Raw genomic sequence first — 16,413 nt, 5'->3', positions numbered from 1 at the left:
ACGCCCGGTTACATTCCGAACCCGGAAGCTAAGCCTTTCAGCGCCGATGGTACTGCAGGGGGGACCCTGTGGGAGAGTAGGACGCCGCCGAACAACCCGCCCTTTTAGCTCAGTCGGTAGAGCGTCTCCATGGTAAGGAGAAGGTCAACGGTTCGATTCCGTTAAAGGGCTCCATAAGAAAAGGCCCCCGCCTCTTGGCGGGGGCCTTTTTGCGTTTCCGGTGCGGTGCGGGGAAGACGCCGGCCCGGGCTGCTGCCCGGGCCGGCGGGTGGGGGAGCCGGTTACGTGCCCTCGCGGGGGTGGGGGACGCGGAAGGCCAGGATGGCCATGTCGTCCGACGCGGGCTCCGCCGCGAAGCGCTCCACCGCGCGCAGGACGCGGGCGGCGACCGCGCCGGCGGTGAGGCCCGTACAGGTGGTGAGGACCTCGGTGAGGCCGTCGTCGCCCAGCATGCGGGTGCCCTCGCGGCGTTCCGTCACGCCGTCCGTGACGCAGAGGAGGACGTCGCCGGGGTCCAGGGACAGCGTCTGCTCGTAGAGTTCCAGGTCGTCCATCACGCCCAGCAGCGGCTGCGGTTCCGCCGCCGGGGTGACCTCGCCGTCCGGGCGCAGACGCAGCGGCAGCGGGTGGCCCGCGCAGACCACCTTCATCAGGGCGCCGCCGTCCGGCTGCGGGTGGAGCTCCCCGTAGAGGAGGGTCAGGAAGCGGCTGCGGGCGCCCTCGTCGAGGATGGCCGCGTTGAGCCGCTCCAGGACCGCCGGGCCGCCGAGGCCCTCGCGGGCCAGCAGGCGCAGGGCGTGCCGGGCCAGGCCGGTGACGGCGGCCGCCTCGGGGCCCGTACCGCACACGTCGCCGATGGCGAAGCCGTACGCGCCGTCGCGGATCGGGAAGACGTCGTAGAAGTCGCCGCCCACCTCGTTGCCCTCGCCGGCCGCGCGGTAGATCACCTCGACCTCCATCCCGGGGATGGCGGGGGAGCCGGGCGGCAGGAGGCTGCGCTGGAGGGAGCGGCTGATGGCCGTGCGCTCCGAGTAGAGGCGGGCGTTGTCGAGGGCCAGGGCCGCACGGCGCGACAGGTCGTCGGCCAGTTCCAGGATCTCCCGGCGGAAGTGCTCGCCGCTGGGCTTGCCCAGGGTGAGCATGCCGATCACCCGGTTGCGGGCGAGGAGGGGCAGGACCACCGTCTCGCCGCCGACCGCGGCGGCCGTCGCAGGCCAGGGGCGGGCACCGGCCTCGCGGACCGGCTCCGGCGGCTCCACCCGGGACAGCAGGGCCTTCAGGCCGTCGATGCGCTCCTCGTCCTCGTGCAGGACGTAGGCGAGGTAGGGGTCGGAGGCCGGGTCGGCGATCGTGTAGACGGCGCACCAGGTGGCCAGCGTCGGGACGGTCATCTGGGCCATCAGGGCCAGGGTCTGGTCCCGGTCGAGAGTGCCGGCCAGCAGGTCGGAGGCCTCGACGAGGAAGGACAGGGAGCCGCGGCGCAGCCGTTCCAGCTCGCCGAGGCGGGCCGACTCGACGGCGAGGGCGATGCGGTCCGCGGCGAACTGGAGGCGCAGGGCCTCCTCGTTGCTGTAGCGGCCCGGGTTCTCGGCGGCGACGCCGAGGGAGCCGGTGAGGCGGCCCTCCACCTTCAGGGGGACGGTGACGACGGAGCGCATGCCGGTCGACTCCAGGAGCGGTACGGCTCCGGGGACGGCGGAGAGGTCGTCGTGGACGGCGGGCAGGCGGGCCGAGCCGTAGCGGCTGGTGCCGGCCTCGACGGGGACGCGCGCGAAGCGCTGCCGGGTGGAGGGCAGGCCCGTGGTGGCGCGGACCTCCAGCTCGGTCTCGTCGTCGGTGGCCAGCAGCAGGAACGCGGCGTCGGCGTCGAGCATGTCGCGGGCCCGCTCGACGGTGCGCTGGAGCAGGCCGTCCAGGTCGTCGGGGGCGGGGGAGCCGATGAACACCTCGAAGGGGTCGGCGGGGCGGGCGTCGGAGAGCTGGCCGTCGGTGGCCGGGGCCCGTACGGGGGTCTGGAGCAGGGCGCGCTCGTCGTCGTGGACGAGGAGGCAGACGATGGACGGCTCGCCGTGCGCGTCGCGGACCCGCAGGTGGGAGGCGTAGACGGGGATGACGCGGCCGTCGGCGCCGCGGATGCCGTAGCTGCCCTCCCAGCGGGACAGGCGCAGGGCCTCGGCGATGCCGGTCCCGGTCCCGGGGGTCTGCGGCCAGGCGGCGAGCTCGGCGAGGGGGCGGCCGACGACCTTCTCGGCGGCGTAGCCGAAGACGTGCTCGGCGTCCTCGTTCCAGGCGGAGACGGCGTCGGAGGCGTCGACCTGGAGGACGGCGACGCGGACGCGGCTGTCGGCCAGGGGCAGGAACTGGTCCGGGACGACGGGTCCCGCCGAGCGGGTACCGACCGGCCGGTCCGGGAGGTCCAGGCGGAACCAGACGTGCTTGTGGGTGGCGGTGTACTCGACGCCCCAGCGGGTGGCGAGGGCGGCGCAGAGCATCAGGCCGCGGCCGCTCTCGCGGTCGGGGTCGGCGTACGGGCGCTCGTCGGGGTGGCGCAGGGGGAGCTCGCGCTCGGGGTACCGGTCGGCGATCTCGACGCGTACGCCGTCCTCGGCGCGCAGGCACAGGACCTCGGCCTGGGTCCCGGCGTGGACGACGGCGTTGGTGACGAGCTCGCTGGTCAGCACCACCGCGTCGTCGACGATGTCCGCGAAGCCCCAGCCCTGGAGGGTGTCGCGGACGAACGCGCGGGCAGCGGCGACCGACCGCCCTTGCGGGGTGAAGCTGGCAGCCGCCCGTGCCGTGATCACAAGTCTCCTTCGACGCGGTGGGACATCGGATGCCAGGTTACTTACCTTCTCGGTCGCCGTGAGGCGGTCGTAGGGGATTCCACCCGCAGGGTGTGGACCGTGTGCGAAGGTGCCGAAGTGTTATGGCCGGGTTCGGCCGGGGTGAAACACTGGGCAGGCTTGGAGAGCCGGCTCTTGGACAGCCGGGGATCCGGTGGAACAGTGGTCGACCCTTTCGGGAGGGACACGGTGGAGTCTGGCGCAGCGGTGCGGCGTACGGGAACGCGCCCCAAGGGGGGCAGGGCCCGGCGCGACGGGACGACGGAGGTCGATACCGCCGCACTGAACCGGCTGCTCACGGCCCTGGTGTCGATGCGGGACGGGAATTTCCGCAAGCGGCTGACGGTGTCCGGCGACGGCGTGATGGCGGAGATCGCCGCCGTCTACAACGAGGTCGCCGACCGCAATCTGCACCTGACCGGGGAGCTGTCGCGGGTCCGGCGCATGGTGGGCCGCGAGGGCAAGCTGAGCGAGCGGCTGGAGAACGGGGCCTGCGAGGGCTCCTGGGCGGCCGCGATCGACGCCTCGAACCAGCTGGTGGACGATCTGGCGCGGCCGGTGTCCGAGGTGGGCCGGGTGCTGTCGGCGGTGGCCGAGGGCGACCTGGACCAGCGGATGGACCTGCGGACGCAGGCACCGGACGGGGCCGGGCATCCGCTGCGCGGGGAGTTCCTGAAGGTCGGGCGGACGGTCAACAACCTGGTCGACCAGCTGTCGGCGTTCACCGACGAGGTGACGCGGGTGGCGCTGGAGGTCGGTACCGAGGGGAAGCTCGGCGGGCAGGCCCAGGTGCGCGGAATGTCGGGTTCCTGGAAGGATCTGACCGACTCCGTCAACACCATGGCCTACCGGCTCACCGCTCAGGTGCGTGACATCGCCCTCGTCACGACGGCGGTGGCCAAGGGCGACCTCTCGCGCAAGGTCACGGTGCACGTGGCCGGCGAGATGCTCCAGCTGAAGAACACCGTGAACACGATGGTGGACCAGCTGTCCTCCTTCTCCTCGGAGGTGACGCGGGTCGCCCGTGAGGTGGGCACCGAGGGTGAGCTGGGCGGTCAGGCGAAGGTGCCCGGGGTCGCGGGCGTCTGGAAGGACCTGACCGACTCCGTCAACACGATGGCGGGCAACCTGACGGCCCAGGTGCGCGGGATCGCGCAGGTCACGACGGCCGTGGCTAACGGTGATCTGTCACAGAAGGTGCGGGTCAGCGCGCGGGGCGAGGTGGCGCAGCTGGCCGAAACGATCAACCAGATGACGGAGACCCTGCGGACCTTCGCGGACGAGGTCACGCGCGTGGCCAGCGAGGTCGGCGCGAAGGGCCTGCTGGGCGGCCAGGCGCAGGTGCCGGGGGCGGCGGGTACCTGGAAGGACCTCACCGATTCGGTGAACACGGTCTTCCGGAACCTGACCACGCAGGTGCGGGACATCGCCCAGGTGACGACCGCCGTGGCCAACGGTGACCTGTCGCAGAAGGTCACGGTGGACGTGGCCGGCGAGATGCTGGAGCTGAAGAACACCGTCAACACGATGGTGGACCAGCTCCAGTCCTTCGGTTCGGAAGTGACGCGTGTGGCCCGTGAGGTCGGCGTCGAGGGTGAGCTGGGCGGTCAGGCCCAGGTGCCCGGGGCGGCCGGCACGTGGAAGGACCTCACCGACTCGGTGAACACCGCCTTCCGCAACCTGACGGGCCAGGTCCGCAACATCGCGCAGGTGACGACGGCGGTGGCCAACGGCGACCTGTCGCAGAAGGTCACCGTGGACGTCTCCGGCGAGATGCTCCAGCTGAAGAACACCGTGAACACGATGGTGGACCAGCTGTCCTCCTTCGCCGACCAGGTCACGCGGATGGCGCGGGACGTGGGTACGGAGGGCCGCCTCGGCGGCCAGGCCCGTGTCGAGGGGGTGTCCGGAACCTGGAAGGAGCTGACCGACTCGGTCAACTTCATGGCCGGGAACCTGACCTCCCAGGTGCGTCAGATCGCCCAGGTGACGACGGCGGTGGCGCGCGGTGACCTGTCGCAGAAGATCGACGTGGACGCGCGGGGCGAGATCCTGGAGCTGAAGAACACCATCAACACGATGGTGGACCAGCTCTCGGCCTTCGCGGAGCAGGTGACCCGGGTGGCCCGGGACGTGGGTACGGAGGGCCGGCTCGGCGGTCAGGCCCAGGTGCCCGGGGTGGCCGGCGTGTGGCGTGACCTGACGGACTCGGTGAACGGCATGGCCGGGAACCTGACCTCGCAGGTCCGCAACATCGCCCAGGTCGCGACGGCGGTGGCGCGCGGTGACCTGTCGCAGAAGATCGACGTGGACGCGCGCGGGGAGATCCTGGAGCTGAAGAACACCATCAACACGATGGTGGACCAGCTCTCGAACTTCGCGGAGCAGGTGACGCGGGTGGCCCGTGAGGTGGGCACCGAGGGCATCCTGGGCGGCCAGGCCGAGGTGAAGGGGGTCTCGGGGACCTGGAAGGACCTCACCCAGTCCGTCAACTTCATGGCGAACAACCTGACCTCGCAGGTCCGCAACATCGCCGAGGTGACCACGGCGGTCGCCATGGGCGACCTGTCCAAGAAGATCACCGTCGACGCCAAGGGCGAGATCCTCGAACTGGTCACCACGGTGAACACGATGGTGGACCAGCTGTCCTCCTTCGCGGAGCAGGTGACCCGGGTGGCCCGCGAGGTGGGCACCGAGGGCATCCTCGGCGGTCAGGCCCGGGTGCGCGGGGTGACGGGCATCTGGAAGGACCTGTCGGACAACGTCAACACGATGGCCGGGAACCTGACGGCCCAGGTGCGCGGGATCGCCCAGGTGTCGGCGGCCGTCGCCAACGGCGACCTGACGAAGAAGGTCACCGTCGAGGCCCGCGGCGAGGTCGCGCAGCTCGCCGACACGGTCAACACGATGGTCAAGACCCTGTCCTCCTTCGCGGACGAGGTCACGCGCGTGGCCCGTGAGGTGGGTACGGAGGGCCGCCTGGGCGGCCAGGCGCACGTCCCGGGCGTCTCGGGCACGTGGAAGGACCTCACCGACTCGGTGAACTTCATGGCCTCCAACCTCACCGGCCAGGTGCGGCAGATCGCCATGGTCACGACGGCCATCGCCAAGGGCGACATGACCAAGAAGATCGACATCGACGCGCGCGGGGAGATCCTGGAGCTGAAGACGACGATCAACACGATGGTGGACCAGCTGTCCTCCTTCGCCGACCAGGTGACCCGGGTGGCCCGTGAGGTGGGTACCGAGGGCATCCTGGGCGGCCAGGCCCGGGTGCGCGACGTGGACGGCACCTGGCGGGATCTGACCGAGTCCGTGAACGAGATGGCCGGCAACCTCACCCGTCAGGTGCGGGCCATCGCGGCCGTGGCCACCGCGGTGACCCGCGGGGACCTGAGCCTGAAGGTCGACGTGGACGCGGCGGGCGAGATCCAGGCCCTCCAGGACAACATCAACACGATGATTGCGAACCTGCGCGACACCACCCTGGCCAACAAGGAGCAGGACTGGCTCAAGGGCAACCTCGCCCGGATCTCCGCCCTGATGCAGGGCCGCCGGGACCTGGACGACGTGGCCAAGCTGATCATGAGCGAGCTGACCCCGGTGGTCGCGGCGCAGCACGGCGCGTTCTTCCTCGCGGTGCCCACCGGCGGCAGCACCGAGATCGGGACGGACGGCGGCGCGGAGGGCTCGTACGAGCTGCGGATGCGCGGGAGCTACGCCTACGCGGGCGGGCAGATGCCGATCTCCTTCCGGCCGGGGGAGGGGCTGATCGGGATGGTCGCCGAGGAGAAGCGGACGATCCTGGTGGAGAACACCCCGCCGGGCTACCTGAAGATCTCCTCCGGCCTCGGCGAGGCGCCGCCGGCGCACGTGATCGTGCTCCCGGTGCTGTTCGAGGGGAAGGTGCTCGGGGTCATCGAGCTGGCCGGCTTCCAGCCGTTCACGCAGATCCAGAAGGACTTCCTCAGCCAGATCGCCGAGATGATCGGGACGAGCGTCAACACCATCTCCGTCAACTCCAAGACGGAGATGCTGCTCAAGCAGTCCCAGGAGATGACCGAGCAGCTGCGCGAGCGCTCCGACGAGCTGGAGAACCGGCAGAAGGCGCTCCAGGCCGCGAACGCGGAACTGGAGGAGAAGGCGGAGCTGCTGGCCCAGCAGAACCGGGACATCGAGGTGAAGAACACCGAGATCGAGGAGGCCCGGCAGGTCCTGGAGGAGCGCGCCGAGCAGCTCGCGGTCTCGATGCGCTACAAGAGCGAGTTCCTCGCGAACATGTCGCACGAGCTGCGCACCCCGCTCAACTCGCTGCTGATCCTGGCGAAACTGCTCGCGGACAACGCGGACGAGAACCTCTCGCCCAAGCAGGTGGAGTTCGCGGAGACCATCCACGGCGCGGGCTCGGACCTGCTCCAGCTGATCAACGACATCCTCGACCTGTCGAAGGTCGAGGCGGGGAAGATGGACGTCTCGCCGACGCGGATCGCGCTGGTCCAGCTCGTCGACTACGTGGAGGCCACCTTCCGGCCGCTGACGGCGGAGAAGGGCCTCGACTTCTCGGTGCGGGTCTCCCCGGAGCTGCCGGCGACCCTGCACACCGACGAGCAGCGCCTGCTCCAGGTGCTGCGCAACCTGCTGTCGAACGCGGTGAAGTTCACCGACAACGGGGCGGTGGAGCTGGTGATCCGGCCCGCCGGCGCCGACGTGCCCACGGCCATCCGGGAGCAGCTGCTGGAGGCCGGTTCGCTGCGCGACGCGGACGCGGACCTGATCGCGTTCTCGGTGACGGACACCGGCATCGGGATCGCGGCGAGCAAGATGCTGGTGATCTTCGAGGCGTTCAAGCAGGCGGACGGTACGACGAGCCGCAAGTACGGCGGCACGGGGCTCGGCCTGTCCATCAGCCGGGAGATCGCCCGGCTGCTCGGCGGGGAGATCCACGCGGCGAGCGAGCCCGGGCGCGGGTCGACGTTCACCCTGTACCTGCCGCTGCACCCGAGCGAGCTGCCGCCGCAGGGCTACGCGCCACCCACGCCCGGCGGGGCGCGCGGGGAGTACCGCAGGGCGGCCGCCGAGGCGCTGCCGGCCCCGCAGCCCGTACAGGTGGCGGCGCTGCCGGCGATTGCGAAGAACCCGGTCCCGGTGCGGCAGGCGCTGCCGGTGGCGGAGCCGGCCGGGCAGGGTTCCCCGTCGCTGTTCCGGCGGCGGCGCAAGCCGCTGACCGGTCCGCTGCCGCGCACCGAGGTGCCGGGGCAGCCGGACGCGGTGGCGTGGGAGGAGCAGGAGCCGCTGCCGGCGGCCCCGCGTACGTACGACTTCCACGGCGAGCGGGTGCTCATCGTCGACGACGACGTACGCAACGTCTTCGCCCTGACGAGCGTGCTGGAGCAGCACGGGCTGGCGGTGCTCTACGCCGAGAACGGCAGGGAGGGCATCGAGGTGCTGGAGCAGCACGACGACGTGGCGGTGGTGCTGATGGACATCATGATGCCGGAGATGGACGGGTACGCGACGACGTCGGCGATCCGGCGGATGCCCCAGTTCGAGGGGCTGCCGATCATCGCGCTGACGGCGAAGGCGATGAAGGGGGACCGGGAGAAGGCCATCGACTCCGGGGCCTCCGACTACGTCACCAAGCCGGTGGAGCCGGACTACCTACTGTCGGTCATGGAACAGCACATGCGCGGGGACTGACCGGCGGCCGGGCGTGACGGGAGGGCGCAGGGGGAACCTTCTGCCCTCCCGCCACGTTTCCGCTTCGTGCACAGTGACATCCTGGTGACAGGGTGTGGCGATCTCGGGACTGGGGCTACGATGACCGGCACAAGGACGGACGGCGCGAAGACGCCGTCCTCTGGGGCGGGCCCCGGCACACAGGCCGGCGCCCGGAGCCGGGGAGGCCCCATGCCGGGGCGAGGAGGACAGGGCATGGTGCAGAAGGCCAAGATCCTCCTGGTCGACGACAGGCCGGAGAATCTGCTGGCGCTGGAGGCCATCCTCTCCGCGCTCGATCAGACACTGGTCCGGGCGTCGTCGGGGGAGGAAGCGCTCAAAGCGCTGCTGACGGACGATTTCGCGGTCATCCTGCTGGATGTCCAGATGCCGGGAATGGACGGGTTCGAAACCGCCGCGCACATCAAGCGCCGCGAACGGACCCGGGACATCCCGATCATTTTCCTCACCGCGATCAACCACGGTCCGCACCACACCTTCCGCGGGTACGCGGCGGGCGCGGTGGACTACATCTCGAAGCCGTTCGACCCGTGGGTGCTGCGCGCCAAGGTCTCGGTCTTCGTCGAGCTCTACACCAAGAACTGCCAACTGCGGGAGCAGGCGGCCCTGCTGCGCCTCCAGCTGGAGGGCGGCGGTTCCAACGGGGACGGCAGCAAGGAGGCGGCCGGGCTGCTGGCCGAGCTCTCCGCGCGGCTCGCGGCGGTCGAGGAGCAGGCCGAGGCGCTGACCAAGCAGCTCGGCGAGGACTCGGCGGACGCCGCCGTGGTGGCGACGGCCGCACACCTGGAGCGCAAGCTGACGGGGCTGCGCCGGGCCCTGGACGCGCTGGAGCCGGGAGCCGGCGGGACCGCCGCCGTCCTGCCCGCCCAGGGCTGAGGGACCGCGCCGGACCCGGTGGCCCGGCGCGGGTGCTCCACGCCGGGCGAAGCGGGCGATTCCGGCGAAGGGGCCCGGCTCCGGGCCCGCCTGGGGGACCGTCAGGTCTGCCGGTGCGTCACGGCACGTACGGACGGGGCGACACGAACGGGTGAAGGGGTGGGCACGCGTGTCCACCGGCGCGCGCACCGGTAACCTCGGGCCCATGGCCTCAAGTACGTCCGGCAAGGGTTCCCAGGGCACCGCGGGCGCCGCGAAGGGCCGCCCCGGCCGTACGACGGCGCCTGCCAAGAAGCCGGCCCCGGCGCGCAAGCCCCCCGCGAAGAAGGCCGTGGCGGCCAAGCGCGCCCCGGCGAAGAAGACCGCCCCCAAGGCGGCGCCGTCCCCGACCGGGGGTGTGGTGTGGCTCGTGCGCGGCTGCTGGCTGGGGCTCGCGCACCTCGTCGGCAAGGCCTTCCGGGGCATCGGCCGGGGAGCGAAGAACCTCGACCCCGCCCACCGCAAGGACGGCGTCGCGCTGCTGCTGCTCGCGCTGGCCCTGATCGTCGCCGCCGGGACCTGGTCCAACCTGAGCGGGCCCGTCGGCGACCTGGTGACGATGCTGGTCACCGGGGCCTTCGGGCGGCTGGACCTGCTCGTGCCGATCCTGCTCGGGGTCATGGCGGTACGTTTCATCCGCCACCCCGACCAGAGCGACGCGAACGGGCGCATCGGCATCGGCCTGTCCGCCCTGGTCATCGGCGTCCTCGGCCTGGTGCACATCGCCTGCGGGGCGCCCGGCCGCGACGAGGGCACCACCGCCATGCAGAACGCGGGCGGGCTCATCGGCTGGGCCGCCTCCAAGCCGCTGATCTTCACCATGGGCGCGCCGCTGGCCGTGCCCATGCTGGTGCTGCTGACCGTCTTCGGCCTGCTGGTCGTCACCGCCACCCCGGTCAACGCGATCCCGCAGCGGCTGCGCGGGCTGGGGATCCGGCTGGGGATCATCGCCCCCACCGCATACGACGAGGGGTACGGCCGCCCCGACCGGCACGACGCCGAGCAGTGGCGGGCCCGTACCGAGGGTGCCGCGGGGCCGGAGGACCCCGCCGACGCCGCCGAGGAGGCGGCGCTGGCCAAGCGGCGCCGGCCGCGGCGGGCCGCCGCGCGGCCGGGGGAGCGGGAGATGGACGCCGTCGACGTGGCGGCCGCTGCCGCCGCCGCGCTGGACGGGGTGGTCTACGGGGGGCTGCCGCCGTCCCCGGTGGTCGCCGACCTCACCCAGGGGATCACCCCGCAGCGGGACGGCGTGGAGATCACCGCCCCGGTGCCGCCCGCCCGCGAGGAGCGGCCCGCCGCCCCGGCCGCCGCCCCCGCGGAGCCGGATGCCGCCGAGGCCCCGCACGAGCGCACCGCGGCCGCCTCCGGGACGCTGTCGGTGCCGGACCTGACGAAGTCCCCGCCCGAGAACCAGCCCCTGCCGCCCCGCGCCGAGCAGCTCCAGCTGCGCGGTGACATCACGTACTCCCTGCCCTCGCTGGACCTGCTGGAGAAGGGCGGCCCCGGCAAGACGCGCAGCGCCGCCAACGACTCGGTGGTGGCGGCGCTGACCAACGTGTTCACCGAGTTCAAGGTGGACGCGCAGGTCACCGGCTTCACCCGGGGCCCGACGGTGACCCGCTACGAGGTGACGCTCGGCGCCGCCGTGAAGGTCGAGCGGATCACGGCGCTGGCGAAGAACATCGCCTACGCCGTGGCCTCGCCCGACGTGCGCATCATCAGCCCGATCCCGGGCAAGTCGGCGGTCGGCATCGAGATCCCGAACACCGACCGGGAGATGGTCAACCTGGGCGACGTCCTGCGGCTGGCGGACGCCGCCGAGGACGACCACCCGATGCTGGTCGCGCTGGGCAAGGACGTCGAGGGCGGCTACGTCATGGCCAACCTCGCGAAGATGCCGCACGTGCTGGTGGCCGGCGCCACCGGTTCCGGCAAGTCCTCCTGCATCAACTGCCTGATCACCTCGATCATGGTCCGGGCCACCCCGGAGGACGTGCGGATGGTCCTCGTCGACCCCAAGCGCGTCGAGCTGACCGCCTACGAGGGCATCCCGCACCTGATCACCCCGATCATCACCAACCCCAAGCGGGCCGCCGAGGCCCTCCAGTGGGTGGTGCGCGAGATGGACCTGCGCTACGACGACCTGGCGGCCTTCGGGTACCGGCACATCGACGACTTCAACCAGGCGATCCGGGACGGCAAGATCAAGCTGCCGCCCGGCAGCGAGCGGGAGCTCAGCCCGTACCCGTACCTGCTGGTGATCGTCGACGAGCTCGCGGACCTGATGATGGTGGCCCCGCGCGACGTCGAGGACTCCATCGTGCGGATCACCCAGCTGGCCCGCGCGGCCGGCATCCACCTGGTGCTCGCCACCCAGCGGCCCTCGGTGGACGTGGTGACCGGTCTGATCAAGGCGAACGTGCCCTCGCGGCTGGCCTTCGCGACCTCCTCGCTCGCCGACAGCCGGGTCATCCTGGACCAGCCCGGCGCCGAGAAGCTGATCGGCAAGGGTGACGGGCTGTTCCTGCCGATGGGCGCGAACAAGCCGGTCCGCCTCCAGGGCGCCTTCGTCACCGAGGACGAGATCGCGGGCATCGTCCAGCACTGCAAGGACCAGATGGCCCCCGTCTTCCGGGACGACGTCACGGTCGGGCAGAAGCAGAAGAAGGAGATCGACGAGGAGATCGGCGACGACCTGGACCTGCTGTGCCAGGCGGCCGAGCTGGTGGTCTCCACCCAGTTCGGCTCCACCTCGATGCTCCAGCGCAAGCTGCGCGTGGGCTTCGCCAAGGCGGGGCGGCTGATGGACCTGATGGAGTCCCGCGGGGTGGTGGGCCCCAGCGAGGGCTCCAAGGCCCGCGACGTCCTGGTCAAACCCGACGAACTGGACGGGGTGCTCGCCGTGATCCGGGGCGAGGCGCCCTAGAACGGGGATCCGCCGGTCTCACCCGACCGTAGGGGGATCGGCGGGCAACCGTTTCCCTTGGGCGTGCGTCAAGTTGAGGGAGGCAGCGGCGGGCCGCGACCTCGCCATACGGATGGCGTAGGAAGCGGACCCTCCGGTTGCCCCACCCTTTCGTCACCCCCCTAGACTGGACATCCAGCAGGTGGCTACACGCTCGAAAGGCGCCCTTGTGTCCATCGGCAACTCCAACTCCCCCGAAGAAGAGCGGCCTTCGACCGACGACCGGTCCGAGGACCGGCTCGTCGAACGCTCCGTCGAAGGACCGTCCATCGGGACGGCCCTCAAGAAGGCCCGGATCGCCGCCGGGCTCACAGTCGACGAGGTCTCCTCCACCACCCGCGTGCGCATTCCGATCGTGCACGCGATCGAGGAGGACGACTTCACGCGGTGCGGCGGTGACGTGTACGCCCGCGGCCACATCCGGACGCTCGCCCGCGCCGTTCACCTCGACCCGGTACCCCTGGTCGAGATCTACGACGCGGCCCACGGCGGACGGCCGGCACCCACCCCCGCCGCGCCGATGTTCGACGCCGAGCGCATCCGCCCCGAACGGCAGCGGCCCAACTGGACCGCCGCCATGGTCGCCGCCATCGTCGCCGTGATCGGCTTCGTCGGCTTCACCGCCTTCAGCGGCGACGACGAGAAGGCCAAGCACCCGGTGGCGGAAGGTTCCGTCTCCCCGCAGCCCGCGCCCAAGCAGTCCGCGGGCAAGCAGCAGCCCCAGGCCCAGACCCCGCAGGCGCCCCAGGCCCCCAAGCCGGAGCCCTCCGACAGCGCCATCGCGGCCGCGCCCAAGGACCTCGTCACCGTGGTCCTGACGGCCGACGTCGGCGAGAGCTGGATCTCGGCGAAGGACCACAGCGGCCGGCTGCTCTTCGACGGCACCCTCGCGCAGGGCGAGTCGAAGACCTTCACCGACAAGGAGTCCGTGGACCTGGTCCTGGGCGACGCCGGTGCCGTCAAGCTGTTCGTGAACGGCAAGGAGATCAAGGACAGGTTCGAGTCGGGTCAGGTCGAGCGGCTCACCTACACCAGGAACGACCCCCGCCAGGGTCAGGCCCAGGCGGGCTGAGCGGCCCTGACCAGCGCCCACCGGCGCGGAATAAAAAATTCCAGATCCCCGGGACCCGTGCGGCACCTGCCGCCGGCTCCCGGGGATCTTGTCGTGGGGGGACTTGGGGCGGGGGCCGGCGCCGGGACGAAGTAGTCTTGAGTCCATGCCCGAACGCCGTACCGTCGCCCTTGTCACTCTTGGCTGCGCCCGTAACGAGGTGGACTCGGAGGAGCTCGCAGGCCGCTTGGCGGCGGATGGCTGGGAGCTCGTCGAGGACGCCGCCGACGCGGACGTAGCCGTCGTCAACACCTGTGGCTTCGTCGAAGCCGCCAAGAAGGACTCCGTAGACGCCCTGCTGGAAGCCAACGATCTCAAGGATCACGGCAGGACCCAGGCCGTCGTCGCCGTCGGCTGTATGGCCGAGCGCTACGGCAAGGAACTCGCCGAAGCGCTCCCCGAGGCCGACGGAGTCCTCGGCTTCGACGACTACGCCGACATCTCCAGCCGCCTGCAGACCATCCTCAGCGGCGGCAACGTCGAGGCCCACGCCCCGCGCGACCGGCGCCAGCTGCTGCCGATCAGCCCGGCCGAGCGCCAGAACGCCACCGTGGCCCTGCCCGGACACGCCCAGGACGGCGCCGAGGAGCCCGCCGAGGCCCCCGCCGACCTGCCCGAGGGCGTCGCGCCCGCCTCCGGGCCGCGCGCCCCGCTGCGCCGCCGCCTGGACAAGAGCCCGGTCGCCTCGGTCAAGCTGGCCTCCGGCTGCGACCGCCGCTGCTCCTTCTGCGCGATCCCCTCGTTCCGCGGCTCCTTCATCTCCCGCCGCCCCTCCGACGTGCTGGGCGAGACGCGCTGGCTCGCCGAGCAGGGCGTCAAGGAGATCATGCTGGTCTCCGAGAACAACACCTCGTACGGCAAGGACCTCGGCGACATCCGCCTGCTGGAGACCCTGCTGCCCGAGCTGGCGGCCGTCGACGGCATCGAGCGCGTCCGCGTCAGCTACCTCCAGCCCGCCGAGATGCGGCCCGGGCTGATCGACGTCCTCACCTCGACCCCCAAGGTCGCGCCGTACTTCGACCTCTCCTTCCAGCACTCGGCCCCCGACGTGCTGCGCGCCATGCGCCGCTTCGGTGACACCGACCGCTTCCTGGAGCTGCTGGACACCATCCGCTCCAAGGCCCCGCAGGCCGGCGTCCGCTCCAACTTCATCGTCGGCTTCCCCGGCGAGACCGAGGAGGACTTCGCCGAGCTGGAGCGTTTCCTCACCCACGCCCGTCTCGACGCCATCGGCGTCTTCGGCTACTCCGACGAGGACGGCACCGAGGCCGCCACGTACGAGAACAAGCTGGACGAGGAGACCGTCGCCGAGCGCCTCGCGCACATGCAGCGGCTCGCCGAGGAGCTCACCTCCCAGCGTGCGGAGGAGCGGATCGGCGAGACCCTTGAGGTACTCGTCGAGACGGTCGTCCCGTTCGACGAGGCGGAGGAGGGCGAGGGCGCCTACGGGCGCGCCGCCCACCAGGCCCCCGAGACCGACGGCCAGGTCGTCTTCACCGACGGCACGGGCCTGGTCCCCGGGCACATCGTCACGGCGAAGGTCGTCGGCACGCTGGGCGTGGACCTGGTGGCCGAGCCCCTCGGCACGGAGTTCTCGGAAATCCAGGAGGCGGCCGGATGAGCGGAGTCCCGGCACCAGCGGCGGGCGGGACCGGCCGCCGGCCCACGCCCGGCGCGAAGCTCGGGACTGCGGCCGTCAACCAGGCCAGCCTCTGGAACATCGCGAACATCCTCACGATGATCCGGCTGGTCCTCGTGCCGGGATTCGTCCTGCTGCTGCTCGCCGACGGGGGCTATGACCCCGTCTGGCGGGCACTGGCCTGGGCCGCCTTCGCCGTCGCCATGATCACGGACATCTTCGACGGTCACCTGGCCAGGACGTACAACCTGGTCACGGACTTCGGGAAGATCGCCGACCCCATCGCCGACAAGGCGATCATGGGGTCGGCGCTCGTGTGTCTCTCCTGGCTCGGCGACCTGCCCTGGTGGGTGACCGGGGTGATCCTGGGACGCGAGCTCGGGATCACGCTGATGCGCTTCTGGGTGATCCGCTACGGGGTGATCCCCGCCAGCCGGGGCGGCAAGCTCAAGACCCTGGCCCAGGGCACGGCGGTGGGCATGTACGTGCTCGCGCTGACCGGGCCGCTGGCGACCTTGCGCTTCTGGGTGATGGCGGTGGCCGTCGTGCTGACCGTGGTCACCGGTCTGGACTACGTCCGGCAGGCCGTGGTGCTGCGCCGGGCCGGACTGGCGGCGGAGCGGGCCGCGAAGTGACGAACGGGGCGGGGGAGGCACCGGAATCCGTGGGAGCGGGGGAGGGTGCCGCGCGAGTGGCCGAAGAAGTGCTGCGGCTGCTCGCGGAGAGTGACCAGAGCCTGGCCGTGGCGGAATCGCTGACCGGGGGGATGGTGGCCGCCGAGCTCACGGCGGTGCCGGGGGCCTCGCGCTCCTTCCGCGGGTCGGTGACGGCGTACGCCACTGAACTCAAGCACCGGGTCCTCGGGGTGGACGCCGCGCTGCTGGCCGCCGAAGGCGCGGTGAACGCGCAGGTGGCGGCCGAGATGGCCAGCGGGGTACGGCGCGTGATGGGCGCTTCGTGGGGGATCGCGACGACCGGGGTGGCCGGTCCAGACCCCCAGGACGGGCAGCCGGTCGGCACCGTTTTCGTCGCCGTGGCGGGTCCGGGGGGCAGGAAAACGGCCCGGCTGCGGTTGAACGGCTCCCGTACGGAAATCCGTAGGGAGAGTGCACGCACAGTGCTCGAACTGCTCTCGAGCGAACTCCGCGAGAATCCGCGGGGGCAGGATACGGAACAGAACGGGGGGATTTGATGTTTGCAGCCC

Annotated in this window: 8 protein-coding genes, 1 tRNA gene and 1 rRNA gene; 9 read left to right on the top strand and 1 reads right to left on the bottom strand. The window is 71.4% G+C overall.

Going from position 1 to position 16,413, the window contains the following annotated elements; genetic code table 11:
- Together rrf and ABT403_RS31000 are read left to right on the top strand one after the other, a co-directional pair.
- Positions 1 to 93 (top strand): 5S ribosomal RNA (gene rrf / locus ABT403_RS31005); the annotation flags it as partial.
- Positions 94 to 98: 5 nt separating this feature from the next.
- Positions 99 to 174, top strand: a tRNA-Thr gene (locus ABT403_RS31000).
- 107 nt (positions 175 to 281) lie between these two features.
- Here the strand turns inward: ABT403_RS31000 and ABT403_RS30995 are convergent.
- Complete coding sequence (locus tag ABT403_RS30995; RefSeq protein ID WP_344165932.1) at positions 282 to 2,804, bottom strand: SpoIIE family protein phosphatase; 2,523 nt, start codon at positions 2,802 to 2,804, stop codon at positions 282 to 284.
- A 228-nt stretch (positions 2,805 to 3,032) separates the two neighbouring features.
- On the opposite strand from ABT403_RS30995, the gene ABT403_RS30990 reads away from it, so the two are divergent.
- From ABT403_RS30990 to ABT403_RS30960, 7 genes are all read left to right on the top strand, one after another.
- Complete coding sequence (locus tag ABT403_RS30990) at positions 3,033 to 8,540, top strand: HAMP domain-containing protein (protein ID WP_344165934.1); 5,508 nt, start codon at positions 3,033 to 3,035, stop codon at positions 8,538 to 8,540.
- Positions 8,541 to 8,774: 234 nt separating this feature from the next.
- Positions 8,775 to 9,455 carry a response regulator gene (locus tag ABT403_RS30985; RefSeq protein WP_344165936.1) on the top strand — a complete coding sequence of 227 codons (681 nt, stop codon included), beginning with the start codon at positions 8,775 to 8,777 and terminating at the stop codon, positions 9,453 to 9,455.
- 205 nt (positions 9,456 to 9,660) lie between these two features.
- Positions 9,661 to 12,420, top strand: coding sequence for an FtsK/SpoIIIE family DNA translocase (locus ABT403_RS30980; RefSeq protein WP_344165938.1), 2,760 nt, complete (start codon positions 9,661 to 9,663; stop codon positions 12,418 to 12,420).
- A 208-nt stretch (positions 12,421 to 12,628) separates the two neighbouring features.
- On the top strand, positions 12,629 to 13,531 hold the full coding sequence (locus ABT403_RS30975; RefSeq protein ID WP_344165940.1) for a helix-turn-helix domain-containing protein: 903 nt from the start codon (positions 12,629 to 12,631) through the stop codon (positions 13,529 to 13,531).
- A 145-nt stretch (positions 13,532 to 13,676) separates the two neighbouring features.
- Positions 13,677 to 15,191 carry a 30S ribosomal protein S12 methylthiotransferase RimO gene (rimO, locus tag ABT403_RS30970; protein ID WP_344165942.1) on the top strand — a complete coding sequence of 505 codons (1,515 nt, stop codon included), beginning with the start codon at positions 13,677 to 13,679 and terminating at the stop codon, positions 15,189 to 15,191.
- Entirely contained in the window at positions 15,188 to 15,844 is a 657-nt protein-coding gene (pgsA, locus tag ABT403_RS30965; protein WP_344165944.1) for a CDP-diacylglycerol--glycerol-3-phosphate 3-phosphatidyltransferase, read from the top strand. The genes rimO and pgsA overlap by 4 nt, the downstream gene beginning before the upstream one ends.
- Before the next feature lie 56 nt (positions 15,845 to 15,900).
- Complete coding sequence (locus ABT403_RS30960; RefSeq protein ID WP_344165946.1) at positions 15,901 to 16,401, top strand: CinA family protein; 501 nt, start codon at positions 15,901 to 15,903, stop codon at positions 16,399 to 16,401.
- Positions 16,402 to 16,413 lie beyond the last annotated feature (12 nt).

This window comes from Streptomyces sp. NPDC000075 (assembly GCF_040301925.1).
Classification (GTDB): domain Bacteria; phylum Actinomycetota; class Actinomycetes; order Streptomycetales; family Streptomycetaceae; genus Streptomyces; species Streptomyces polychromogenes.
The sequence above is the reverse complement of the archived record's forward strand: the minus strand, read 5'-3'. Positions and strand labels throughout refer to the sequence as shown.

Bases quoted from the DNA above. Each gene is read 5' to 3' on its own strand.
- ABT403_RS30985 (WP_344165936.1), top strand. From the start codon at position 8,775: ATGGTGCAGAAGGCCAAGATCCTCCTGGTCGACGACAGGCCGGAGAAT.
- ABT403_RS30980 (WP_344165938.1), top strand. From the start codon at position 9,661: ATGGCCTCAAGTACGTCCGGCAAGGGTTCCCAGGGCACCGCGGGCGCC.
- rimO (WP_344165942.1), top strand. From the start codon at position 13,677: ATGCCCGAACGCCGTACCGTCGCCCTTGTCACTCTTGGCTGCGCCCGT.
- pgsA (WP_344165944.1), top strand. From the start codon at position 15,188: ATGAGCGGAGTCCCGGCACCAGCGGCGGGCGGGACCGGCCGCCGGCCC.